Source organism: Actinocatenispora thailandica (assembly GCF_016865425.1).
Lineage (GTDB): Bacteria > Actinomycetota > Actinomycetes > Mycobacteriales > Micromonosporaceae > Actinocatenispora > Actinocatenispora thailandica.
Genome location: NZ_AP023355.1, coordinates 1,466,835 through 1,489,283, shown reverse-complemented (window position 1 = coordinate 1,489,283; position 22,449 = coordinate 1,466,835). Strand labels below are relative to the sequence as shown.

Annotated in this window: 17 protein-coding genes, 1 tRNA gene and 1 pseudogene; 9 read left to right on the top strand and 10 right to left on the bottom strand. The window is 68.5% G+C overall.

Translation table 11 applies throughout. From position 1 onward, the window contains the following. The first annotated feature begins 51 nt into the window (after positions 1 to 51). Positions 52 to 1,251, top strand: a pseudogene (locus Athai_RS06655) (IS110 family RNA-guided transposase). A gap of 457 nt (positions 1,252 to 1,708) precedes the next feature. Here the strand turns inward: Athai_RS06655 and Athai_RS06650 are convergent. Both Athai_RS06650 and Athai_RS06645 read right to left on the bottom strand, forming a co-directional pair. Further along, on the bottom strand, positions 1,709 to 2,260 hold the full coding sequence (locus tag Athai_RS06650; protein WP_203960671.1) for a hypothetical protein: 552 nt from the start codon (positions 2,258 to 2,260) through the stop codon (positions 1,709 to 1,711). 30 nt (positions 2,261 to 2,290) lie between these two features. Next, complete coding sequence (locus Athai_RS06645; RefSeq protein ID WP_203960670.1) at positions 2,291 to 2,425, bottom strand: transposase family protein; 135 nt, start codon at positions 2,423 to 2,425, stop codon at positions 2,291 to 2,293. Between the two features lie 486 nt (positions 2,426 to 2,911). Between Athai_RS06645 and Athai_RS06640 the strand changes: the two genes are divergently transcribed. Continuing rightward, positions 2,912 to 4,912 (top strand): carbamoyltransferase C-terminal domain-containing protein, encoded by a 2,001-nt coding sequence (locus Athai_RS06640; protein WP_203960669.1) that lies wholly within the window; start codon positions 2,912 to 2,914, stop codon positions 4,910 to 4,912. 217 nt (positions 4,913 to 5,129) lie between these two features. Next, a protein-coding gene (locus tag Athai_RS06635) for an IS3 family transposase (protein ID WP_239156759.1) occupies positions 5,130 to 6,301 on the top strand; the annotation gives its coding sequence in 2 pieces (ribosomal slippage) (positions 5,130 to 5,400 and positions 5,400 to 6,301; 1,173 coding nt in all). A gap of 41 nt (positions 6,302 to 6,342) precedes the next feature. Here Athai_RS06635 and Athai_RS06630 read toward each other — a convergent pair. After that, positions 6,343 to 7,419: an AlbA family DNA-binding domain-containing protein gene (locus tag Athai_RS06630; RefSeq protein WP_203960667.1), complete on the bottom strand. Its 1,077-nt coding sequence runs from the start codon at positions 7,417 to 7,419 to the stop codon at positions 6,343 to 6,345. Between the two features lie 94 nt (positions 7,420 to 7,513). On the opposite strand from Athai_RS06630, the gene Athai_RS06625 reads away from it, so the two are divergent. Beyond that, complete coding sequence (locus Athai_RS06625; protein WP_203960666.1) at positions 7,514 to 8,599, top strand: IS630 family transposase; 1,086 nt, start codon at positions 7,514 to 7,516, stop codon at positions 8,597 to 8,599. A gap of 723 nt (positions 8,600 to 9,322) precedes the next feature. Here the strand turns inward: Athai_RS06625 and Athai_RS06620 are convergent. From Athai_RS06620 to Athai_RS06610, 3 genes are all read right to left on the bottom strand, one after another. Next, positions 9,323 to 9,398, bottom strand: a tRNA-Lys gene (locus Athai_RS06620). A gap of 85 nt (positions 9,399 to 9,483) precedes the next feature. Continuing rightward, complete coding sequence (locus Athai_RS06615; RefSeq protein ID WP_203960665.1) at positions 9,484 to 13,410, bottom strand: GH92 family glycosyl hydrolase; 3,927 nt, start codon at positions 13,408 to 13,410, stop codon at positions 9,484 to 9,486. Between the two features lie 314 nt (positions 13,411 to 13,724). Beyond that, positions 13,725 to 14,684: a quinone oxidoreductase family protein gene (locus tag Athai_RS06610; RefSeq protein ID WP_203960664.1), complete on the bottom strand. Its 960-nt coding sequence runs from the start codon at positions 14,682 to 14,684 to the stop codon at positions 13,725 to 13,727. Positions 14,685 to 15,030: 346 nt separating this feature from the next. On the opposite strand from Athai_RS06610, the gene Athai_RS06605 reads away from it, so the two are divergent. After that, on the top strand, positions 15,031 to 15,654 hold the full coding sequence (locus tag Athai_RS06605; RefSeq protein WP_203960663.1) for a TetR/AcrR family transcriptional regulator C-terminal domain-containing protein: 624 nt from the start codon (positions 15,031 to 15,033) through the stop codon (positions 15,652 to 15,654). Positions 15,655 to 15,684: 30 nt separating this feature from the next. Here Athai_RS06605 and Athai_RS06600 read toward each other — a convergent pair whose 3' ends face one another. Together Athai_RS06600 and Athai_RS06595 are read right to left on the bottom strand one after the other, a co-directional pair. Continuing rightward, positions 15,685 to 16,017 carry a DUF4873 domain-containing protein gene (locus Athai_RS06600; RefSeq protein ID WP_203960662.1) on the bottom strand — a complete coding sequence of 111 codons (333 nt, stop codon included), beginning with the start codon at positions 16,015 to 16,017 and terminating at the stop codon, positions 15,685 to 15,687. Further along, the gene (locus Athai_RS06595; RefSeq protein ID WP_203960661.1) at positions 16,010 to 16,705 is read right to left on the bottom strand and encodes a TetR/AcrR family transcriptional regulator; all 696 of its coding nucleotides are present in this window, start codon (positions 16,703 to 16,705) and stop codon (positions 16,010 to 16,012) included. The genes Athai_RS06600 and Athai_RS06595 overlap by 8 nt, the downstream gene beginning before the upstream one ends. A gap of 121 nt (positions 16,706 to 16,826) precedes the next feature. Here Athai_RS06595 and Athai_RS06590 point away from each other — a divergent pair, with 121 nt between their 5' ends. Both Athai_RS06590 and Athai_RS06585 read left to right on the top strand, forming a co-directional pair. Further along, positions 16,827 to 17,720 carry an AurF N-oxygenase family protein gene (locus tag Athai_RS06590; RefSeq protein ID WP_203960660.1) on the top strand — a complete coding sequence of 298 codons (894 nt, stop codon included), beginning with the start codon at positions 16,827 to 16,829 and terminating at the stop codon, positions 17,718 to 17,720. 260 nt (positions 17,721 to 17,980) lie between these two features. Beyond that, a complete protein-coding gene (locus Athai_RS06585; RefSeq protein ID WP_203960659.1) occupies positions 17,981 to 19,048 on the top strand; it encodes an IS110 family RNA-guided transposase in 1,068 nt (355 codons plus the stop codon). Positions 19,049 to 19,124: 76 nt separating this feature from the next. On the opposite strand, the gene Athai_RS06580 is transcribed toward Athai_RS06585, so the two are convergent. Next, positions 19,125 to 20,072, bottom strand: a complete 948-nt coding sequence (locus Athai_RS06580; RefSeq protein WP_203960658.1) for an amidohydrolase family protein — start codon at positions 20,070 to 20,072, stop codon at positions 19,125 to 19,127. Between the two features lie 52 nt (positions 20,073 to 20,124). Here Athai_RS06580 and Athai_RS06575 point away from each other — a divergent pair, with 52 nt between their 5' ends. Beyond that, positions 20,125 to 20,568: a MarR family winged helix-turn-helix transcriptional regulator gene (locus Athai_RS06575; protein ID WP_203960657.1), complete on the top strand. Its 444-nt coding sequence runs from the start codon at positions 20,125 to 20,127 to the stop codon at positions 20,566 to 20,568. Positions 20,569 to 20,722: 154 nt separating this feature from the next. Here Athai_RS06575 and Athai_RS06570 read toward each other — a convergent pair whose 3' ends face one another. Then, the gene (locus Athai_RS06570; protein ID WP_203960656.1) at positions 20,723 to 21,691 is read right to left on the bottom strand and encodes an NADP-dependent oxidoreductase; all 969 of its coding nucleotides are present in this window, start codon (positions 21,689 to 21,691) and stop codon (positions 20,723 to 20,725) included. 92 nt (positions 21,692 to 21,783) lie between these two features. Here Athai_RS06570 and Athai_RS06565 point away from each other — a divergent pair, with 92 nt between their 5' ends. Next, positions 21,784 to 22,422, top strand: coding sequence for a TetR/AcrR family transcriptional regulator (locus Athai_RS06565; protein ID WP_203960655.1), 639 nt, complete (start codon positions 21,784 to 21,786; stop codon positions 22,420 to 22,422). The last annotated feature ends 27 nt before the right edge of the window (positions 22,423 to 22,449 follow it).

Genomic DNA, 22,449 nt, shown 5'->3' with positions numbered 1-22,449 from the left:
GTCCGACGCCTGGACACTCGACCGAGCCCGACCGTGACGAGGAGGCGACACGTGCCCGGCGACTACAGCGTGTTCCTAGGCCCGGACGTTGGCAAAAGCGAGCATCACGCGACCGGCCTGGCCCCTGACGGGCGCCAGGTGCATGATGCGCCGCTGCCCAACACCGAGACCCGGCTGCGCGAGGTGTTCGACAAGCTTGCCCGGCACGGCAGTGTCCTGGTCGTGGTCGACCAGCCGGCCTCGATCGGTGCCCTGCCGGTCGCGGTCGCACGCTCGTGTGGGCACCAGGTGGCCTACCTGCCCGGGCTGGCGATACGCCGTATCGCCGACCTGCACCCCGGCAACGCCAAGACCGACGCCCGTGACGCCTTCGTGATCGCTGACGCGGCACGGACTCTGCCGCACACGCTGCGCCGTGTCGACACCGGCGAGGAGACCCTGGCCGAGTTGGAGGTACTGGTCGGCTTCGACGACGACCTGGCCGGCGGGGCCACTCGCTGGCCAACCGGATCCGGGGTCTGCTCACCAGCATCCACCCCGCCCTGGAAACCGTGCTCGGTCCGAAGGTGGCGCATCCGGCCGTGCTGGAGCTGTTGACGCGCTTCGGCGGACCGATCGGGCTGGCCGCGGCCGGCCGCCGCAGACTGACCACCGTCGCCCGCAACACGCCCCACGCATCGGCGACCAACTCGTTGAGCAGATTCTCGCCGCCCTGGCCGCCCAAACCGTCACCGTCCCAGGCGCCAAGGCCGCCGAGACGGTCCTGCCGCGTCTGGCCGTCTCGCTGCGACAGGTACTCGACCAGCGCGCCCAGGTGGCCGTCGAGGTCGAACAGGTACTTGATGCCCACCCTCTTGCCGAGGTCCTGATCTCGATGCCCGGCATCGGGGTCAGGACCTGCGCCCGCATCCTGATCGAAGTCGGTGACGGCGCGGCGTTCGCGACCGCCGCGCACCTGGCCGCCTACGCCGGCCTGGCACCGGTCACCCGCCGCTCCGGCAGCTCCATCCGGGGCGAGCATCCACCCAAGGGCGGCAACAAACACCTCAAACGCGCGTTGTTCCTCGCCGCGTTCGCGTCCCTGTCCGACCCCACCAGCCGCGCCTACTACGACCGCAAGAGAGCGGAAGGCAAAAACACAACGCCGCCCTCATCTGCCTCGCCCGCCGCCGCTGCGACGTGCTGTTCGCCATGCTCCGCGACCGCAAGCCCTACCAACCCCGGCCCGTCCCACAGCCGGCCGCTGTTTGACAAAACCCCATAGGGACACCCCCGACCAACCCCCGCAGTCACCAGACGCGTGGGAACGGTTGTGGCTGAGTATCGCCAAACGAGCGATCGCCGTCGACCATCTCACCCACCACGGGCGAGGCGGCACGCCGGACGAGAACCCAACACGCCTCGTGCACACCATCTGCCACCGCCGCCTACACCGGCGCGCGGCAGGCAGGAACCCGACACCATCGGCCGCGACGCCCTCGGGGCTTGCTTGAGCCGTGTGCGGTGACAAGCCGCACGCACGGTTCTGAGGGGGCCGGGGCACAGCAATGCGCCCCGGCTACCCGACCGATCGTCCAATGCCCACGCAGCCATGCGGCGAGCTGCTCGGGCGAGGCGTCGGCGGCCGACAAGCTGGTGACCGCGTAGACGGTCTCGGTACTGCGTCTGCCGTTGCCCCGCAAGCTGCCGGTTGGATCAGGCGTAGTACCTAGACGGCGCCGGGAAAGCCGATCCCGTGGGCGAGCGCGGTGGCCTTCAGCGTGCGGGTCTCGCGGCGGCCATGCCCGGCCTCGCGGGAGATGGCCAGGCTTGGGATGTCCTTCCAGGGCAACGCTTTGACCCGCCGACGTAGATTCGGCTGGTTGTTTTTGATCGTCAGGATGTAGTGACCGCCACGATCAGTGATCGCCTGCACGGTGGCGCGCTGGCAGTTGCATCGCATCCGCGGTGACCACGGCCCCATCAACATCGAGCAGGTCCAGAAGCTTTGCCAGCATGGGGATCTCGTTCGTCTTCGCGCCAACCGCGACCTGCGCGAGGACGACACCGTGGTCTGGCACAGCCCGGACAGCAGATGCACCAGATTCCCCGCCGCATCGCGCGCCCCGCGTAGTGTCTTGCCGTCGAAGGCGATCACCCGACGGCCAGCGATCGTGCTGACATGCGCCCACATCCACGCGCCGAACACATCAGCGCCCAGCAGGCTCGAAACCCGCCGGATCGTCGCCGCCGATCGCGGCCGCCGCTGTACTCGCAGCACAGCCAACACCTCGGCCGGGGCGTCGGCAGCCTACTCGGCGATCCCGGCAAACGAGCGCGCGCCGGCCACCGTCGCCGCCAACGCCACCGCCAGCACCGCGCCCACCCGATGCCGCACACCGCGACGCTTCCGCGGATCAGCCACCCGCCCCAGCAGCTCCACCACCGAGCTTGGAAGCGGCGACCCACCACCCTTGCCGGTGGCGTCGACAGCGGCACCCGGATCAGGGGACGGGCAGGGCGCAAGCGATGATGACAACGCAGGCACGGCACCAGCTCTCGTGACGATCTTGACTACGCATCTTGATCATCACCACAGCCACGCCGTGCCCGCCCACCAGCCCCAGCGCCCCACCAAAACCTAGGTCACGCCATCACATCACGACTTTGACGCCGCCCTGGGCGCTGCGGTAGCTCCGTGGCGTCTTGACAACCGCTTCCGGTGTGGAAGCGGTTGTTGCGTTCGGTCGAGGTGTCTAGCCTAACCTCGGGCAAGACGGTCGACGGCCGCGTTCAACTGATCTCGACTCCTGAAGCGGGCCCTTTTCAGCACGAGAAGGGAAAGGGAACTCGCCAGCTCGGCTGGTGGTGCGACAGCTGACCCCGAGCGGCCAGCACACTGAGTGGAGGGCGTGTGGGCAGAGTGCGTGCCATGCCAGACGGACACTACTTGTCGACTTATCTTACCGAACCGGGAATGCCTTTTCTCAACAACTCTTGGACTCGCCATGACAACAACATCTCGTTGTGGCGGAAGAGTGGTTCGCAGGTCAGTCTTCTCCACTACTGGGAGCTGGAGCGCTTCTCGGGAATCAAGCACCACGCGTTCGGGGTCGCGGACCGCGAACAAGCGACGCGAATGCTGGACTCCCTTCTCGGCGACGCTGCGGTCCGCATGTCGGACATCGTGGAGGTCTGGGGAACTCCTGATGTCGGGGAGCAATACAGCAATGCGGCCGAATGGTATGCGGATGTGGCGTTGCCATATCACAGCATATGTCACCTGTTCAGTGCGGCACTTCTTGACGGCCAACCCAGCCAGGACCGAATGGTGCTCGGCTTCGCCGTCGACGGCGGGCCGGACACAGTCATTGACGATCCGGACGACGTCCATTGGTATGTTGGCGGCGTTTTTGGCCGGGGAAGTGCAGAATTTTTCCCAGTCGAGTCGCCCGGACCGCTCTACAACATGGCCGCACGGCGCTACAACCTGGAAGAGGGAACGCTCATGGCGCTTGCCGGCGCCTCGCCGGCCCACGTCGAGCTACCTGAGTTGCAGGCCGAAGTCCTGTCCGGTGTGCGCTTCTACGGCCGTACCGCATTTTCGGACTCAGCTGAGATAGTGGAGCTGATTGAATCTACTGTGCAGAGGCGGCTCCGCGTCGCCGATCTTCCACCGCTTGACGGGCTTGAGGATCGAGGACACGTCCTCAGCGCGGTGATGAAACATGTGCAGGCGATCTCCACAGCGGTCATGGAGCGGAATGTCGAGGAAACGCTGGCACGGTGCGATCTGGACCCGCGCGAAACGGATCTCGCAATGGCCGGTGGCTACGCCCTGAATTGCCCCACGAATAGTCACCTGATGCGACGGTATGGCTTTCGCCGACTCCTTGCTCCACCGTGTGCGAACGATAGCGGGCAGTCACTCGGCATTGGCCTGGCGACCTTCCATGCTCGATTGGAGAACTTCGAATTCCGGTTCCCCGGCGCCTATCTTGGAAGTCAGCAGCACAGCCTAGAAGGTGCACTCGACCGGTACGGCGATTATGTGACCGACACCCGACCGATCGATCTCGATGAGGCGGTGCGCGACATCCGGCGCGGGCCGATCCCGTGGGTGAATGGTCGTGCTGAACTCGGGCCGCGTGCGCTAGGCAACAGAAGCCTATTCTGTGATCCAACAAGAACGGTGGCCAAGAACCAAGTCAACCGACTGAAGGGTCGACAGAATTGGCGGCCGGTGGCGCCGGTCGTAATGGCCGACCGGGTAACGGAGTGCTTCGATGACGCGCGGGCCTCGCCATACATGCTCGAGACCTTTGTGGCGACTTCGGAAACGGCGACGCGGGCGCCAGCCATCGTCCATTTGGACGGATCTGCTCGCGTGCAGACGGTTGACGAACAACAGAATCCGCTGCTTTATCAGCTGCTGGCGAGGTTTGACGCCGTGACGGGCGTACCGATATTGGGAAACACCTCGCTAAATGACAAGGGCGAACCGATCGTCCAAGACGTCGGTGACGCGATAAACTTCTGTCTCCGGAAAGGCCTGTCGGTTGCGTACCTGGCCGGCTTTCGGGTGGAGTTTGCGAACGGCAACAGCTTCCCCGAAACGGTTCCGGCTCTGCGTAGATTTAGCGACTTCAGTGCCAGTGCTGAGAAATTGGCGGAACTTACCGCCAAGTACAACCCGTTCTCCTTGGATGGATATCATTTGCTCGTGTGGCTGCGTGTGCCAGAGGTGCGACACGGACTCGATCTGCACGACTCGACGCACTTGCCGACGGCGCGTCGGAGAGTGGACGATTGGCTCGCCCGGTATCCCTCGGATCGCGAATGGTACCTTGCTGCGCCCGATGACCTTGCCCGTTACCTGAAGGATCTGCAGGCGAGAGGATTTCAGTTCGGGCAGACCGACCCCGCCGAGTGACGTGGGCAGGAAAGGGTTCCAGCTAAGGGATGTCTCGCTACTCTGTAGGGCCCTCGGCCGACAGGGCCTTCCGGTTCAACCAGCGATGATGATGTTGTAGAGGTGGCGATGCCGGAAGCGGTGTCGGTCAATGTGGTGGCAGCGCGTCGGGGACTGCCCAGGGTTTGGTTGACACCTGATCTGTGAGGCTGCTGGCCTTGCTGGAAGGATGTTTGCTGTGCCCAAGCCCTATCCCCGTGAGTTTCGGGACAATGTGGTCGCCGTCGCCCGTGCCGGCGGCGCGCCGTTGACGCAGATCGCGAAAGACTTCGGGATCTCCGAGTCGTGCTTGTCCAACTGGCTGCGTGCCGCGGACGTGGAAGACGGCCAACGTCCGGGAGTGACCCGCGAGGAGTCCGAACAGCTGCGTGAGGCGAAGAAGCGGATCCGGCTGTTGGAGCAGGAAAACGAGGTCCTGCGCCGGGCCGCTGCCTATCTGGCCCGGGACATCAACCCAAAATGACCTACCCGCTCGTCCGTGACCTGGCCGCGGCCGACGCCCCTGTCCGGGTGCCGGTCGCGGTGACGTGTCGGGTGCTGGGCTTCTCCCGGCAGGCCTACTACCAGTGGCTGGCCGAGCCGGTGTCCCAGCGCGACGTGCAGGATGCGTATCTGACCAACGCCGCGATCGATGCCCATGCCGACGATCCGGAGTTCGGATACCGGCTGGTTGCCGACGAACTACGTGCCGCCGGCCACCACGCCTCCGACAACCGGGTCTGGCGGCTGTGCCGCGACCAGCGGATCTTCTCGACTCACTCCCGCAAGCGGGAGCTGGGCCGTAGGCCGGGGCCACCGGTGCATGACGATCTGCTCAAGCGTCCTGGAGGTGGCCGGAACTTCACCGCCTCGGCACCGAACAGGGTGTGGTTGACCGACATCACCGAACACCCCACCGCCGAAGGCAAGCTGTATCTGTGCGCGATCAAGGACCTGTGGTCCAACCGGATCGTCGGCTACTCCATCGACTCCCGGATGACCTCTGACCTGGCCGTCGCCGCGCTGCAGCACGCCGTCGCGGTGCGCGAACCAGGTGGCACGATCGTACATTCCGACCGGGGCAGCCAATTCCGGTCCCGGAAATACGTCACCACACTGCACCAGGCCGGGCTGACCGGATCGATGGGACGGGTCGGTGCCTGCGGCGACAACGCCGCCATGGAATCGTTCTTCGCCCTGCTGCAAAAGAACGTCCTCAACCGCCGCCGCTGGACCACCCGCCACCAGCTGAAGCTCGCGATCGTCACCTGGATCGAAGCCACCTATCACCGGCGTCGCCGTCAAACCCGCCTCGGACGACTGACCCCGATCGAGTTTGAGACCATCTACACCACCACACACGCGGCCTGACACCCGCCAACCCCGAGTGTCAAACAAACTCGGGGCAGTCCCTATTGGCGCATCGGCCTGTCGAGTTGTCCTTCAAGACGATCGAGCACTCTGTTGATCGACATTGCAGCGTGCACGGCGGGAGCTGTTGTTGGGATGGTGTCCTCACCGTGCCGGCGCACAATGCTGATGAAGGCCCCTTCGACCCGGTCGTCAACGATCGCGCCATGAACGAGGAACGGTTTGACTGTGTCGAGCTGCGGCGGAACGTGTACCACCAGGAGGGTTCCGCCGTCAGCTGGAACGATCTCGACATCAAGCCCCGTGGGCAGGGGATAGACATGAGCTTCAAGTGCTTGCCGATGCCGACGAACCGTATGCCCGTCCGTAGGCACCGGGTGAATGGACGCGACCACCTCGCCAGAGCCGACTTTCTTGGTGCCCATGCCGAACACGACGACCCCACCCCCGCTGTTGGCGAAACGGGCGACGGCCTGCGCCATCGACACCTTCCCCCTCAGTCGGGTGATGTCGTACAGCTGCGACTTCACATCCAACCAAGCGCCCTCCGGCTGCCCGATCAAGACGGCCCCGTGCCCGGCGCGCAGCAAGTTCAGTGTCGACTCACGCGTCAACTCGCCGCCATCTGACGCGTTGACGAGCGCTTGAATCTCGATGCCCAGTCGGTAGAGGTGGTCCACGGTTTGTGCGCGTGTGGAGGGCCGCAACGTCAACTGGGTGAGGTACGGCCCGGCACCCACCTGGTTCAGGTCGTGCTCGGCTGAGATCAGGGCGCAACGCTTGCGGTCCAGCAGATCGCTCAGCAGTTGCTGCAGGCGATCGTGTAGCACTTTCTCGTCGTCCACCCATTCGGCAACCTCGACGTAAACCAGCATCAGCAGCCCAGCCGTGTCGACCTCGAACTCGACGCCGGAAGATGAGACCACGTCTTCGGTGATGTACTCGACCGGGGTGTCGGACACGATCAATAGCCCTGCGTCGTCGGGTGCACCCACTGCCAACGCGTGCCGCAGATCGGTTGCTGACATGCCGACGAGCTCATCTGGCGTGGCGGCAAACCCGTAGTCCCGACGGATCCGAGACTTCTGACCGACGTGCAGGACGGGTTCGTCGAACATGCTGGTCTCGAGCCAGACCGTTCGAGCCGTTCTCGCCTTCGTCATAGGCTAGTGTGCTGAGTCGTTAGTTCGTGGGTAGCTGTAGGGTGTGGCGATGCCGAGCCCGAAGCTGGAACCGGTGGTGTTGTCCGAGCAGGAACGGTCGGTGTTGACCGGCTGGGCGCGCCGCCGGAAGACGGCGCAGGCGTTGGCGTTGCGGGCGCGGATTGTGTTGCGGTGCGCCGAGGGCGGCTCGATTGGTGAGGTGGCCGCGGAGGTGGGGATCTCGCGGAACACGGTGTCGAAGTGGCGGTCGCGGTTTCTGGCCGGCCGTCTGGATGGGTTGTGCGACGAGCCGCGGCCGGGCCGACCTCGCATGATCACCGACGAACAGGTTGAGCAGGTGATCACCACGACGCTGGAGGACACGCCCGGTCGGGACACGCACTGGTCGACCCGGTCGATGGCTCGGGCTGCGGGCATGTCGCAGTCGTCGGTGTCGCGGATCTGGCGGGCGTTTGGTCTCAAGCCCCACGCGGTCGAGACCTGGAAGTTGTCGACCGATCCGCTGTTTGTCGACAAGGTACGCGACGTGGTCGGGCTCTACCTGGCCCCGCCCGAGGGTGCGCTGGTGCTGGCGGTGGATGAGAAGTCGCAGATGCAGGCGATCGACCGCACCGCGCCGATCCTGCCGATCCTGCCCACCACCCCGGCACGCATGACCCACGACTACGTCCGGCACGGCACCACCAGCCTGTTCGCCGCCTTCGACATCGACAGCGGCTCGGTGATCGCCCACCACTACCGGCGCCACCGCCACCAGGAGTTTCTGCGCTTCCTCAAGCTCATTGACGATGCAGTACCCAAAGACCTTGACCTGCATCTGGTGCTGGACAACTACGCCACCCACAAGACCCCCACGGTCAAGCAGTGGCTGCTGCGCCATCCCCGCTTCCACCTGCACTTCACCCCGACCAGCTCCTCCTGGCTCAACCTGGTCGAACGCTGGTTCGCCGAACTGACCACCCGCAAACTCCGCCGCTCCGCCCACCGCAGCGTGGTCGCACTCGAAGCCGACGTCCGCCGCTGGATCAACGAATGGAACGCCGACCCCAAACCGTTCGTCTGGACCAAGACCGCCGACCAGATCCTCGACACCCTCGCCACATACTGCACACGAATTAACGACTCACGACACTAGATGCTTCCATGCCGGGCGATATACAGAACGTCTCATGGCGTGGGCCCGACGCAACAAGGCCATGTCTCGCGATGCCTGCGTCCACCTGAGCAGGCCGCGCGTCATGCAAAATCTACCCGCCGCCGCGGCGAGCTCACCACTCCTCGCCCAGGCCGCCCAGCAGTAGCCTGCCGCCCCGGATCGGCGGGACGGGCAAGCGCTGACACGGGCGGATTGTTCATGGGCGAGCTGTCGGCTCATCTGGTCTACGGCCTGGTTCTTCGCCTCATCGGCCCGAAGGGTGGGCGTATCCACGAACCCCGATCTGAGCGGGCCTCACGGTGGTAGCGCGCCGCTGCTGCGGCACTGCGCGCCGTTGTCAACGCGGGCCGACTGCTGGGTCGCCGACGGCAGCTATCGGACGGCCGTCGACAGGATTGTGAGGCCGACGGAGTGGGCTGAGCTGGCCTCGTCACCGTCTTCGTGAGTGGGGCTGTGCGTCACGGTGGGCCTGGCTGCCGTTGATGGACAGCGCGTCGCGCCGCCACGTCGTGAGAGCCATCGGCAAGTCAGTTGACCATGTCGGCGCATGCCGCGTGGTGGCGCTCGATACCGCGAAGCATCACCGGCTCTCGGGCACGCCTCGGGCGCTCCATCGAGGATCTTCGAACATCGAGAGCGGCCGAAGATGATCTCCGGGCATGCAAAAACCCAGGTCAGACGAGGTGTCTGGCCTGGGTTTGGTGGTGCGCCGTCAGGGACTCGAACCCCGAACCCGCTGATTAAGAGTCAGCTGCTCTGCCAATTGAGCTAACGGCGCAACGGGTAAGAACTTAGCATGCCCCGGCGGGCGACACGAAACCGATACCCGGGTCCGGGCCGACCCGGGTATCGGTGGTCCGCGTTCAGCCGGAGTTGTCCGGTTTGACCGGCGGGTTGGCGGGCGTGTCGAGCAGTTCCACCTGGGCGAGGGTCAGGGCCGCGTCCCCGGTGGTGCTGGTCACGTCGAGCCGGTACCGGCGGTACGAGCCGGGCTTGGCGACGGTGAACGGGCGGGTCTGCCGCCGCCAGGTGAACGCCTCGTCGCTGCGGGTGTCCAGCACGGTCCAGTCGGTACCGTCGGTCGAGCCGGACAGGGTCCAGGCGACGGGGTCGCCGTGCGCGGCGGAACCGGAGGTCAGCGTGTAGTGGGTGACCTTCGCCGCCGCGTCGAGCCGGTAGTCGATCTTGACGGTCGAGCCGCCGAACGTGACCTGGTCGGCTGAGGTGTCGTTGGCGAGTTTGCCGACGTCGGTGCCGTCGCTGGCGCTGGCGTCGACGCTGCCGGTGACGTCGGTGAGCGGGATCGCGATGTCGGTTCCGGTGGTCAGGGACGGCGGCGCGGCATCGGCGCCGCTGCCCCACCTCGACGGCGTGGTGGACATCGTGAAGTCCAGCCGCGCGCCACGGGCCAGGGTTTCGTGGTCCACATAGGACTTCTCGTACCGCCTGCCGTTGATCCGCAGGCCGCGAACGTACACAGTGGACACCGAGTTGCCGGGAGCGTTCACCACCAGGTCGTGCCCGCTCTCCAGGTGCACGGTCACCTTGCGGAACAGCGGCGAACCGATGGCGTAGCGGGGACTGCCCATCTGCAGCGGGTAGATGCCCAGCGCGGAGAACAGCCACCAGGCGGACATCTCGCCGTTGTCCTCGTCGCCGCAGTAACCCTGGCCGATGTCGGATCCGATGTAGAGCCGTTGCAGCACCTCGCGCACCTTCTGCTGGGTCTTCCACGGCTGCCCGGCGTAGGTGTACATGTAGGTGATGTGGTGCGACGGCTGGTTGCTGTGGCCGTACTGGCCCATCCGGACGTCGCGCGCCTCCAGCATCTCGTGGATGGTCCCGCCGTACGATCCGGGATACTGCGCGGTTTCCGGGGTGCCGAAGAACTCGTCGAGCTTGGCGGCGAGCTTGTCCCGCCCGCCGTACAGGTTGGCCAGGCCGTTGCCGTCGTGCGCGACGTGGAAGGCGAAGTTCCAGCCGTCGGTCTCGGTGTAGTCGTTGCCCCACACCCGCGGGTCGTACTCGTTGGGTTCCAGTCGCGGCTGGTGCTTGGCGTCGAACCCCTGGAAGAAGCCGATCGCGGGGTCGAACAGGTAGACGTAGTTGCGGCACCTGCGCAGGTAGTAGTCGGCTTCCTCGGCGTAGCGGCGGGCCTCGGCGCTGCCGGCCTTGGCGCGCTTGGCGAGCGCGGCCGCCATGTTGCCGATGCCGAAGTCGTTGAGGAACCCTTCCAGCGCCCAGGACACGCTTTCGCCGGTGCTGTCGGCGGTGTAGCCGAGGAAGATCGACGTCTCCAGCCCCTTGCGGCCGATCGCGCTGCTGGTGGGCGCGACCGAGGCGTTGCGTACCGCGGCGTCGTAGGCGTCGGCGGGGTCGAATCCCTTGACACCCTTGAGGAACGCGTCGGCGAACGCGACGTCGGAGCTGGTGCCGGTCATCAGGTCGGCGTAGCCGGGCGAGGACCAGCGCGAGATCCACCCGCCGTCGAGGTACTGCTGCACGAAGCCCTGCACCAGCTTGCCGGCGACGCTCGGGTACAGCAGCGCGTACGCCGGCCACGCGGTGCGGTAGACGTCCCAGAACCCGTGGTTGACGTAGATCGTGCCGTCGACGATCTTCGCGCCGGTCTCGGTGGCGGTGGAGTCCTTGACCGGCTTGGACACCGGGCTGGCGTACCGGTAGGTGGGCTGCCGGTTGGTTCCGACGTTCTCGTACCCGGAGTTCGGGTACAGGTTGAGCCGGTACAGGTTGGAGTAGAGCGTGGTGAGCTGGTCGGGGGTGGCGCCCTCGACCTCGATCACGCCGAGCCGCTGCTCCCAGGCGTGCCGGGCCCGTTCGCGTACCGATTCCAGGCTGTCGTGGGTGGAGATCTCCAGCGCCAGGTTGTGCTTGGCCTGGGCGACGCTCAGCAGTGAGGTGGCGATGCGCATCGTCACCCGGTGCGTTGCGCCGGCGTCGAACCGGAAGTAGCCGGTGACGTCCTTGCCGCCGCCACCGGGCAGCATGCCGGAGTCGGTGACCGGGCGGTCGAACTCGGCGTACACGAACAGCCGGGTCGCGCCGTCGGTACCGACCCGGACGTCGGAGTAGCCGTGCAGGCTGCGGCCGTCGGCGTCGAGGGTGAGCCCGCCGTCGTTGTTGACGTTGTCGAAGATCAGGCTGGCGTCCGTTCCGGGGAACCGGAACCGGAAGATCGCCGCGTGGTCGGTCGGGGCCAGCTCCACGGCGATGCCGTTGCCGAACCTGACCGCGTACCGGTGCGCCTGCGCGGTCTCGTCGTTGTGCGAGAACGCCAGTGCCCGCTTGCCGCGGTCGGCGTCCGGGGTGCCGCTGGCCGCGGACGGCATGATCTGGAAGGTCTGCCGGTCCCCCATCCATGGGCTCGGCTCGTGGCTGACCGAGAACGCCTGCAGCTCGGGCAGGTTGTCGGCGTTGTTGGCCTTCTGGTAGGCGTAGAGCCAGCTGGTCGAGCCGGCGTCGGTGACCGGCACCCAGAAGTTGAACCCGTTGGGTACCGCGGTGGCCGGGATGTTGTTGCCGCGGGAGAAGCTGCCGGAGGCGTTCGTACCGCGGGTGGTCAGCACGTAGTCGGTGGGCCGCGACCTGGTGTCCGGCACCGGGTTGCCCAGCCGGATGTCGTCCAGCCAGCCGCGGAACTGGGCGGGCCCGTGCGGCCGGTCGTAGCCGAACAGGATGCGCTCGACGCGCTTGCCGGCGGCGACCGCGCCGACGTCGACGACCACCGAGTTCCACTGGTTCGGGTACAGGATGTTGCCGGTGCCCTGGCCGCTCGGCGACGCGGCGATGCCGTGCTGGTCGGTCGGGGACAGCTCGGACAGGTAGCTGCCGTCGGAGAACGCGAGGTCCAGCGCGACGTAGGTGCTGGCGTAGGACAGGTCGCCGACGCCCATCACCGGGAACACCTTGTACGCCAGCTGGGTGTGGCGGCCGACGGTGAGCGACACGTCGTAGATCTTGTTGTAGGCGAAGGCGTGGCCGTCGGCGGTGTGCTGCCCGGCGTACTCCAGCGAGGCGACGCCGGTGAAGCCGACCTTGGGCCGGACGTTCGGGCCGCTGGCGGGGCCGGTGCCGACCGCGGTCAGCATGTCCTGCTGCGGCGGCGGCGCATCGTCGCCGTTGGACAGTTGCAGGTCGGCGAGCTGCACGATGCCGCCGCTGCCGTTGGCGGTGACGTCGAGCCGGTAGTAGCTGTACTTCGTGGTGTTGTCGACGCTGAACTGGCGCAGCTGGTAGCGGTGGTCGAAGGTCTCACCGGTCCGGGTGTCCAGATCGGTCCACTGGGTGCCGTCGGTGGATCCCTGCAGGGTCCAGTCCTTCGGGTCGCGCTCGGCGTGGTCGTTGGCCGACGTCAGCGCGTAGGCCACCACCGCGATCGGTTCGGACAGCTGCACCTCGGCCCAGGCGGTCGCGGTGAACGCGAGCCACTTGGTGGTCGGGTCGGCGTCCAGCAGGTTCGCGGCGATCTCGTTCGGCGGGTTCTCCCCGCTGGCCACGCACTTGGTGATCTTGTCGACGATGCTGCCCGGGATGCCGGTCGGCGCGGCGCCGGTGACGCCGGACATCCGCGGTGTGCCGTGCCGGTCGGACTCCACCGTGCTGGTCCAGTCCAGCGGCCGGTCGTCGGCCTCGAACGAGGAGGCGAACAGCGACCCGCGGGCCGGCGCGTACCGGTCGGACACCGGCGACGCGGACGCGGTCGACGGCACCCCCTCGGCCAACGCCACCAGGGATGCCCCGCTACCTGCCAACAACGCTCTGCGTTTCACGCCGCGCCTCCATCGACCCGTACGGTGGGAAGTCCGGCTCGCCTCCCGAACCGGCCTTCGCGACCCCAACGGGATGACGCCCGACAGCAGCCTGCCGCCGTCGTGTATCAGCCCGCAAGCACACAATCGGAATATGACAGCGTTGTCAAGACATGGCGACGGGCCGGTTTCCGACCCGCCCGCGCACGCCCCGCGCGGCAACCGGAACGAAACGCGCGTACCGGAGCTGCCGTCGCCGAACCCGGACCACTGTCCTGGACGGCAGGCCGTCGTCCGGGACAGCGTCGCCGCGCCGGATCCCGCGGGTCGGCAACCTAGGGTCGTACGACGAGGCGTTTCCCGCGCAGATCGGTTCGCTGCCATGCGGCTTCGATGTCGCGCAGCGGAACCGTCGCCAGCTCGAAGGTGAGCTCCCCGGACCGCGTCCACGCCACGATCTGCCCGTACACCGCGCCCATGCGCTCCGCGTCGAGCCCCTTGGCCGCGCCGTAGATCTCGACTCCGGAGGTACGCAGGCTCTCGGCGCCGAGGGTGAGCTCGCGGCCGGCGGCCTGCCCGACCTGGATCAGGCGCGTGGGTCTGCCGAACGCGAAGGTCTCCGGAACCAGGGTGCGTAACAAGATCTCGGTGGGCCGTCCCCACAGATAGTCCAGAACCACGTCGTAGCCGTCACCCTTGGCGTCGGTGAACGCCCGCGCCAGCGCGTCGTCGCCGACGGTGGTGTTGACGACGGCGTCGGCTCCGAGCGCTCGCACCTCGCGGAGCTGATCGTCGTCACGGCCGGTCGCGACGATGCGCCCGGCTCCCAGTAGCCGGGCCACCTGGACCGCGAGCCGCCCGGCGACGCCGGTGGCCCCCTGGATCAGTACCGTCTCGCCAGGCACGAACCCGGCTGCCGTCCGGACGGACATGGCGGTGACAGCCGTGGCCAGGGCGGTGGCGACGGCCGGGTCGATCCCTTCCGGAATCAGGGCGTACGAGGCGGCGCCCACCACGGTCTTCTCGGCGAGCGCACCGTAGGGCGGTCGGGGGTTGGCGAAGCCGACCAGGGTGCCGTCGGGCAGGGTGCCGACGCCGTCGAAGGCGGGGATCGTGGGCAGTTCGGTCAGGAACCGGGCACTGGCGTAGTGCGTTCCGGCCACGATCGCCCGGTCAACGTTCTCGACCGCGACGGCCTGTACGTCGATGATCACCTCCCCCGCTCCGGCCACCGGATCCGGGAAGTCCTCGTATCGGGGGACGCCCCCGATCTCGTGCAGCACCGCGGCCTTCATCGCTGCTTCGGGCCAATGAACGCCGCGATCCGCGCCTGCCACCCCACCAGCACCCGGGGCGGGCGATCGGGTGAGTGGTTCCATCGCCGGTTGCGCGATCGGTGCTGTACGGCGGGGTTTCGCCGGGGCCGGCCGTGGCGGGTGGCGGCCTGGTGGCCGGGCAGCTGCTCGGCATGCGCGACGATGCCGGGAACGCGGTGGGTCGCCTGGTGCAGCACATCTCGCATCGGATGCCGGTGTGTCATCGTCGTCCTCCTGCTTCGGTGTGGTGTGGCAGCGACCCACACCTCTCTATCACTGATAGAGATGACTCTATCAGTGATAGAGTCCGAGCGGGAGGTGTGCATTGGCACTGGACCGACAGCGCATCGTCGCCGAGGCAGTCGCACTGCTGGATGCCGAGGGCCTCGACGGCGTGACCCTGCGCAAGCTCGCCGCACGACTCGGGGTGCGGCAGCCGACCCTGTACTGGCACCTGCCCAACAAGGCGGCCCTGGTCACCGCGCTCGCCGAAGCGATCCTCGATCAGGGGTTCGGCGAGCTGTCCCCGCCGGCACCGCAGCAGCGCTGGCAGGACTGGCTCCGCGGGCTCGCCGAACGGCTGCGGCGCGCCCTGCTGGCTCATCCGGACGGCGCGCGTGTGCTGTCGGCTTCCCAGCTCTCGCTGAAGATGGCCGACATCTCCGAGCTCGCGATGAGCACGCTGGTGGCATCCGGCATGCCGTTGCGCCGTGCTCGGGTCATCGTGCTGACGGTGGAGCGCTTCACCGTCGGCCACGTCCTCGAAGAGCAGGCCCCCCGCCCGACCCCGGACACGGTGAACGAGTTCGACATGGCGGCGTTCACCGAACGGCACCCGACCGTGATCGCCGGCATCACCGAGTACTTCCGGCCGGGCCGCACGGTCGACGACCTATTCAGCGAGTGCCTTCAGGTGGTCATCGAGGGGGCGGTGGCCAGCGCCGGGTAGCCCGCGGCGGCCACACCCGCACCGAGGCGGTCACCCCTGCGGGGTCGTCGAGGCCGGGAACGGGGGTGTCCCGGCGCCACCCACCCGGTACCGGCCCCACGGGTCGACGTCGGTGAGGGTGGTGGTGACCGAACCGTACGGCGTGGTCAGGGTGAGGTTGCGGGCCCGCGAGGTGGCGAGTTCGGTGACCGCCGGGTCCGCGGCGAGCCGCCCGTACCACCGGTAGGAGCCGCTGATCGGCTCCACCGCACCGCGCAGCTCGGCGCCGACCCGCACGCTGCGCTCACCGTCGCCGAGTTCGACCTCGCCGCGGTAACCGTCGTCGTCGAGCTCGTCCGGCCCGGTCGCCGTCTCGTCAGTCATCGTCGCCTCCGGACAGCAGGGGCAGGTCGGGGTCGAGTTCGACGCCGCGGGCGCGCAGGTGCCCGTCGATGACGTACCAGATGGAGTCGCCGAGGGTGTCGACCAGCCGGCGCTGGCCGATCAGCCCGCGCTCGCCGCGTTCGTGGCCGCGCACCCACCAGTCGCCGGCCGCTTCCACCATGCCGATCAGCCCGTACGCCAGGGGTTCCAGCGCGTCGTCGTCGACACCGAGCAGTGTCATGTAGTGCCCGAGCAGGTCGGCGAGCTGGGCGGCGAACAGCTTCTCACCGGCGGTGAACGCCTCCCGGCCGGCCGGCACCGCGGCGGAGCGGGTGGCGATCAACCGGTACAGCTCGGGGTGCTCGTCGAGCCAGCGCACGTGCGCGCGCACCAGCGAGGTGATCAGCGCCCGCGGCGCGGCACCGGAGTGCAGCGGCCGGGTCAGCTTGGCCAGCAGCAGCTCCACCGCCCGCTGCGCGACCGCGACCTGCAACTCGTCCCGCGAGTCGAAGTAGCGGTAGAGCACGGTGCGAGACACCCCGGCCTGCTCGGCGATCGCGTCGAACCCGACGTCGATGCCGGCCGCCTCGATCGCCGCGACGGCCGCGTCGACCAGCTCGGCGCGGCGCTGTTGCCGGTGCGCGGCCCACCGCCGGGCCCGCCCGTCGGTCTGCTGGCTGCCAGTCACCCGGACAGTTTACCTGTGACGAGCCGTCACACAATCCTTGACGCGGTCGCCACCGGGTCGCATAGTGGTTGTGCGTGACATCGCGTCACACACACCTCGGTACCGAAGGAGGTGTCCCGGCATGGCGACGGGCACCGATTCGACCCAGACCCGCAGCCGGCTGCTCACCGCATCGGCCCGGCACAGCTACGATCCCGACCTGGACATCGACTGGTCGGCGCCGGTCCCCGACGGCGTGCCGAGCCTACCCGAGCGCCGCGTCTCGCTGTACGGCACGCAGCTGTGGCAACGGCTCAGCCCCGAGCAGCGCATCACGCTCGGCACCCACGAGTGGTGTTCGATCACCCGGTTCGGCATCTGGTTCGAGACGCTGCTGATGCGCATGCTGCTGCGCGACATCTACCGGCGCGACCCGGGCAGCGACTACGTGCAGTACGCGCTGACCGAGATCGGTGACGAGACCCGGCACAGCATCATGTTCGCCCGCGAGGTCGAGCGGCTCGGCGCGAGCGAGCACGCACCGGGTACCGGCCTGCTGCGGCTCGGCGCACTGTTCGGCGCGCTCGCCCCGCGCGGGCCGGCGATGTTCGCCGCCACCCTGCTCACCGAGGAGACCCTGGACCGGCTGCAGCGCGAGCTGATGGCCGACGAGACCCTGCAACCGCTGGTACGCATGACGTCCCGGATCCACGTGGTCGAGGAGGCGCGGCACGTCAGGTTCGCCCGCGCCGAGCTGGCGCGGCAGGTCACGACCACCTCGCGGCCGGCTTTGCTGCGGCACCGCCAGCTCACCGCGGCGGCCGCCTACGTCGTGTCGGCGAACCTGATCCATCCTGGCGTGTACGCCGCGGTCGGCCTCGACCCGCGACAGGCTCGCGATGCCGCCCGGGCCAACCCGCACCACCGGGAGACGCTGCGCTGGATGGGCAAGCCGGTCACCGACTTCCTCACCGAGGTCGGCATGATCGGCCGCCCCGGCCACGGTCTCTGGCGCCGCTCCGGCTTCCTCGCCTGACTGTGAGGCTTTTCTTCGCAGCCTGATGGTGCTGGGCTGTGGGTCGGCAGCTGCGGGCGTGACCCTTCGCCTGACTGGCTTCGTGCCTTTGCGTGGACTTGTCCGTTCGCGGTTGTCGGCCCCCGGCCCAGTCGGAGTAGGTGGCCTGATCAGGAGCTTGACCGCCGAGCGTTCACGGCGCGCGGCGTGTCTCATCACAGTCCTGCCCGATCTCCGCACCGGACCGGAAACCGCATCCGCTCCAGGCAAGGAGAGAACGCATGACCAGTGTGACTGATCTTCGAGAGATGGTCGATGTCGTCATCGGTGTCGACACCCATGTGCACACCCACTCCGCTGCCGCCGTCGATACCGGCACCGGCGGGGTGGTCGGCCAGATCACCGTGGAGGCCACCGCGGACGGCTATGCCCAGCTGGTGGAGTTCGCCGACCAGCACGCAACACTACGAGCCTGGGCAATCGAAGGCACCGGCGGCCACGGCGCCGGTGCGACCCGGTACCTGCAACACCACGCCGAACTGGTCATCGAACTCGACCGCCCCGAACGAACCAAGCGGCGTAACGGCGCGAAGTCCGACCCGCTGGACGCCATCCGCGCCGCCCGCGAAGCCCTGTCCCGCACCAGGCTAGGCACCCCGCGCAGCGGCGGCGACCGGCAAGCCTTGTCGGTACTGCTGGCCGCCCGTAGATCCGCGATCCACGCCGCGACCGATGCGCAGCGACAGGTGTTCAGCCTGGTGGTCGCGGCCCCGGAACAGATCCGTACCCGTTTTCGTGGTCAGAAACTGCCCGCCATGCTCACCACCGCCTCACACCTGCGCGTTCACCCATCCTGGGACGCAGAAACCACCACCACCGTCACCGTGCTGCGCTGCCTGGCCCGCCGGGCCCACGCCGCGGCCGCAGAAGCCGCCCAACACCAGAAAGCCATCCACGCCATCGTGCGGTCCTGGCGCCCCGACCTACTCCAACGCAAAGGCATCGGACCGATCGTGGCCGCAACCGTGCTCTGCGCCTGGTCCCACCCCGGCCGGATCCATTCCGAGGCAGCCTTCGCCATGCTCGCCGGAGCCGCACCCATCCCCGCCAACAGCGGCCAAACCACCAACCGCTACCGACTCAACCGCCACGGCGACCGACAACTCAACCGCGCTCTGCACACCATCGTGCTATCCCGCATCCGCTACGACCAAGCCACCCGCACCTACGCCGCCCGCCGCACCCGCGAGGGCAAAACCAACCGAGAGATCAAACGCTGCCTCAAACGCTACATCGCCCGAGACCTCTACCGACTCCTCGAATCAGGCAACCCCACCGCCACCCCTTGACAACCCATAGGAGCGTCCACACCCGACACGGCCCGGCGCCCGTCCCGCCGGCGGGTCGTGGGCGGTGCCGGCCCGGTCAGCCGGCCACCCGTGCGACGGCGGCCGGGAAGAGCGTGCCGAAGGTCTCCTCCAGCCCGCGCTGGTCGCCCGGACCCAGACTGCCGCGCAGCTCGGCGATGGTCTGGTCGACCACGTCCACCCCGGCGGGCGGGAAGTCGGTGCCGAAGACGAGATGGTCCGCCCCGGCGACCTCGATGGCTGGCGCCACCGTCACCGCGGTGCCCGCGATCGCGGTGTCGAAGTACAGCGAGGCGAGCTGTGCGGCCAGCTGGTCCCGGGTGACCCCGTGCGGGTTGTCGACCCACTCCTTGGTCCCGAGGGACAGCAGGCGCGCCGACAGCGCGGGCAGCACACCGCCGGCATGCGCGAGTATGAACCGGATGCCCGGATGGCGCAGGAACAGCCCAGCGAACAGCGCGTCGACGACGGTGCGGGCGGTGTCCATCGGGAACTCGATCAGCGGCGCCGGCCGGCCGAGGCCGAGCAGCCCGAACGGCGCCGGCGCCGCCGGGTGCACGAACACGCTCGCCGCGCGGCGGTCCAGCTCGGCGAACACCGGTTCGAACCGCGCGTCGCCGAGGTAGGCACCGCCGTGGTTGGTCATCAGCACGAACCCGTCCGCGCCGAGTGTGTCCGCCGCGTACCGGACTTCCTCGACGGCCCGAACCGGCTCGGCCAGTGGCACCGAGGCGAGCAGCCCGAACCGGCTCGGACGGTCTGCCACGATCCGCGCCGCGTGCTCGTTGGTGGCGCGGGCCTGCTCGGCGGGCAGCCCCATCGGCATCGACAGCAGCTGCATCGCGATCCCGCGTTCGGCCATGAACGCCAGTGCCGACTCCGGGCTCCATCGCATGTCGGGGCCGCCCTGCACGAAACCCTCGCGGCGCATCCGTTCGGCGTACCCGACGGAGGCCGCCGGGGCCGACTCCGGCGCGAAGTGGGCATGCACGTCGAACCTGTTCATCCCCGTCTCCTGTAACAGATGTTAACTATTAACTCCTGCTACATTAGCCGGTATGGCCGAGAACGAACAGGCGCTCGCCGTCATCGAACTGCTGTACCGGCTGACCCGATCGCTCACCGAGGACGTCCGGTCGCACGTCACCGAGGTCGCCGATCTCGATCCGGGCGAGTTCGTCCTGCTGCGTGCCATCGCCGGCGGTACGACCTCACCGGGCGAGCTGTCCCGTGCGGTGAGCAGCCACCCCGCCGCGACCAGCCGTATCCTGACCCGGTTGAGTCGCGCGGGCCTGATCCAGCGCCGGCCCGACCCGGACGACTCCCGCCGCACCGAGATCACCCTGACCGCGCAGGGACGCACGGTGACCCGGCGCATCGCGGCCCGCATCCGTCCCCGGCTGCAGCAACGGCTGGACCGCCTCGGAGCCGGCGAGGCGGCCCGGTTCGTCGACACGCTGCGGCTGTTGCTGCCCGCCGAGCACGCGGCCGACCGGCCCTGACCCCGGCACCGGCACCGGCTTCAACCGCAGCACGGTCGCCGGTCCCGCAGCGGCGGGTGGCGCCGACCCCGCACCGACGGCAGGATGCCCGTCATCCCCGGCCGAGTGCGGTGGCTTCCGCCCTCGCCGGTGCGGCCGGCGCGGCCCACCCGGTTCACATCCGCACCACCAGCTTCCCGGTGGTGTGCCGCCGCGCGAAGTCCACGATCGCCTGTGGCGCTTCGTCGAACCGGTACCGCCGGCCGATCGTGGTGGCCAGTGCGCCGCGCACGGCGTCCTCGGCGACCTCGCGCATGCCGCCGAAGCGGCCGTCCAGGTCCAGCACGAAGTGCAGGTCGATGTCCTCCCGGCCAAGCCATTCGGGCCGGGTGACCGGGAAGGTGATGGTGATCAGCCGGCCACCCGGACGAACGGCCGACGCGAGATCGGTGAGCTTGTCGCCGGGAAGTACGAGATTGACCGCGACGTCCACACCCGACGGGTAGCCGGCCGCACCGTAGCCGATGACCGACGCGGCGCCGAGCCCGCGCACCAGCTCGGCGTCGGCCGGCGTCGCGGTGGCGGTCAGTTGGGCGGCAGCGGCGGCCAGCAGCGGTACGACGGTGGTACCGACACCGCCGGTGGCGCCGACGACAAGCACCGACTCTCGCGGTCGGACCCGGGCGGTGGCCATCAGGGCGCGGGCAGTGAGCCCGACCGTCGGCAACGCGGCGGCCGTCTCGACGTCGAGGTCGTTCGGTCGCCGGGTGATCAGCGGGGTGTCCGCCTCGAACACGGCGTACTCGGCCAGCGCGCCTGTGGTCAGTGAGGGGCGGGTGGCGCCGGTCATGGCCTTCAGCGCGCGCGGGACCGCCTGCCCGAAGACCGGCTCGCCGACGCGGAAGCGGGTCACGCCGGGCCCGACCTCGCTGACGGTACCGGCGAAGTCGTTCCCGGGTACGTGCGGGAAGTCGAGCGGGAGGTCGTGCCGGGACTCGTCGCTGGACACCCGGACGTCGGCCGGGTTGATCGAGGACGCGGCGATGCGCACCTGGATCTGGCCGGGCCCGGGCCGGGGCACCGGGATCTCGGCGATCGCGTTCGCCTCGGGTGGGCCGTAGTCGTGCGCGACGACTGCCTTCATGATGCGCCTCCAGTAAACGGACCATGCGGTCATGTTATTTTGGCGACCCTAGCAGTATCCGGACCGGGCGGTCAACTTGGTAGTCTGGCGACATGACCCCCGCTCGCCCGCTGCGCGCCGACGCCGCCCGCAACCGGGCGCTGCTGCTCGCCGCGGCGGCCGACGAGTTCGCCGAGCACGGCCTGAACGTCTCCGTCGCGGACATCGCGCAGCGCGCAGGCATCGGCAAAGGCACCGTCTTCCGGCACTTCGCCAACAAGGAGGCGCTGATCGCCGCGATCCTGATCGACCGCATGGACGAGCTGAACACGGTCGGTGAACGACTGGGCGACGCCGACGACCCCGGGGCGGCACTGCACGAGTTCCTCACCGTCGCCGCGCAGCAGCGCCAGGAGCGCGACCTGTCCTTCCTCGCCGCCGCGAGCGAATCGATTCCGGAGGTGACGCGGGTGCGCAACCGGATGTTCGTGAACCTCGACCGGCTCGTCGACCGGGCCCGAACGGCCGGCGCGGTGCGCGCCGACGTCACCACCACGGACGTGTTCCTGCTGATGTGCGCGCCGAACTACGTGGCCGGGTACGTGCCGGACGCCGCCCCCGACCTGTGGCGCCGCTACCTCGCGGTGATCTTCGACGGCCTGCGCCCCGAAGGGGCCCACCCGCTCCCGGCGGCCCCACCCGCCGCCGTGGGTGTCGCCGATCCCGACCCGACCGGCGACACCCGAAGCTGACTACCCGCCGCCCTCCGCCGATCCCCG

What these genes read in the sequence shown, in the direction of transcription:
- Athai_RS06640 (WP_203960669.1), top strand. Translation starts at nt 2,912, where the DNA reads ATGCCAGACGGACACTACTTGTCGACTTATCTTACCGAACCGGGAATG.
- Athai_RS06630 (WP_203960667.1), bottom strand. Translation starts at nt 7,419, where the DNA reads ATGTTCGACGAACCCGTCCTGCACGTCGGTCAGAAGTCTCGGATCCGT.
- Athai_RS06625 (WP_203960666.1), top strand. Translation starts at nt 7,514, where the DNA reads ATGCCGAGCCCGAAGCTGGAACCGGTGGTGTTGTCCGAGCAGGAACGG.
- Athai_RS06610 (WP_203960664.1), bottom strand. Translation starts at nt 14,684, where the DNA reads ATGAAGGCCGCGGTGCTGCACGAGATCGGGGGCGTCCCCCGATACGAG.
- Athai_RS06600 (WP_203960662.1), bottom strand. Translation starts at nt 16,017, where the DNA reads ATGACTGACGAGACGGCGACCGGGCCGGACGAGCTCGACGACGACGGT.
- Athai_RS06590 (WP_203960660.1), top strand. Translation starts at nt 16,827, where the DNA reads ATGGCGACGGGCACCGATTCGACCCAGACCCGCAGCCGGCTGCTCACC.
- Athai_RS06585 (WP_203960659.1), top strand. Translation starts at nt 17,981, where the DNA reads ATGACCAGTGTGACTGATCTTCGAGAGATGGTCGATGTCGTCATCGGT.
- Athai_RS06580 (WP_203960658.1), bottom strand. Translation starts at nt 20,072, where the DNA reads ATGAACAGGTTCGACGTGCATGCCCACTTCGCGCCGGAGTCGGCCCCG.
- Athai_RS06575 (WP_203960657.1), top strand. Translation starts at nt 20,125, where the DNA reads ATGGCCGAGAACGAACAGGCGCTCGCCGTCATCGAACTGCTGTACCGG.
- Athai_RS06570 (WP_203960656.1), bottom strand. Translation starts at nt 21,691, where the DNA reads ATGAAGGCAGTCGTCGCGCACGACTACGGCCCACCCGAGGCGAACGCG.
- Athai_RS06565 (WP_203960655.1), top strand. Translation starts at nt 21,784, where the DNA reads ATGACCCCCGCTCGCCCGCTGCGCGCCGACGCCGCCCGCAACCGGGCG.